1 protein-coding gene is annotated in these 1011 nt (G+C 75.6%); it reads left to right on the plus strand.

Annotated elements, in window-relative coordinates; translation table 11 throughout:
- On the plus strand, nt 1-1011 hold a 1011-nt coding region (locus QR77_RS48585; protein ID WP_078877793.1), incomplete at both ends, for a hypothetical protein.

The following is a 1011-nucleotide window of genomic DNA, read 5'->3' on the forward strand; positions in this document are numbered from 1 at the left end:
TCGCCGCCAACCCGGGCTGCCGGCGGCGGGCCCTGCTCGACGGCGCCGGGGTGGACAAGGCGACGCTCGCGAAGGCGCTGGGCTCACCCGCGCCGTTCGGCCAGTCGCAGTTCGCCTTCATGCGGGGGAACGCGTTCGAGGCGAAGGTCAAGGCCGACGGCGGTACGGAGTTGATGCGGCTGCTCGCCGAGAGACTCGGCGGCTCGACGGCCGCCCCCGCGCCGGGTGAGGTGCTGGTCCCGGACCTGTCGGCGGTGGGCCCCGAGGGACGTACGGCGCGTACGGCGCTCGCCCTGCGCGAGGCCACCGAGGCGGGTTCCTGGGCGCTGCTGGACCATCCGCTGCTCGCTCTCGACGTGGCGGGCTCGCCCGCGTATCTGGAGCCGGACGCCGTGGTGGTGCACCCGGACGGCCGGTGGACGGTCGTCGAGATCAAGTCGTTCCCGATGATCGACGGTTCGGCGGACGCGGCGAAGGTGGGCGCGGCGGCGCGGCAGTCGGCCGTGTACGTGCTGGCGCTGGAGCGGGTCGCCGACCGGCTGGCGGGCGCGGAGGTGGACCGGCGGGTGCTGCTGGTCTGCCCGAAGGACTTCTCGAACCTGCCGACCGCCTCGGTCGTGGACGTACGCAAGCAACTCGCCGTCACGCGCAGGCAGCTCACCCGGCTGACCCGGATCGAGGACATCGCCGACGCCCTGCCCGACGGCATGACCTTCGACGTCGGGCGGTGCTCGGGCGACGAGTTGACGGCTGCGGTCGAGGCGGTGGACGCGGCGTACGCCCCCGATTGCCTGGCGGCGTGCGAGCTGGCCTTCCACTGCCGCTCCCGGGCCCGGACGGCGGGCGCCGTGGAGGCGCTGGGGCGGAGCGTGCGGGGCGAGTTGGGCGGTCTGACGACGGTCGCCGCGGTCCTCGCCGCGGCGCACGGGGAGGCGGGCGATCCGGCGGACCCGACGGTGGCGGCGCTGCGCAGGGCGGCGGCGCTGCGGAGCGAGGCGCTGACAGAGGCGG

It is taken from the genome of Streptomyces sp. 150FB (genome assembly GCF_000818195.1).
Taxonomy (GTDB): Bacteria; Actinomycetota; Actinomycetes; order Streptomycetales; family Streptomycetaceae; genus Streptomyces.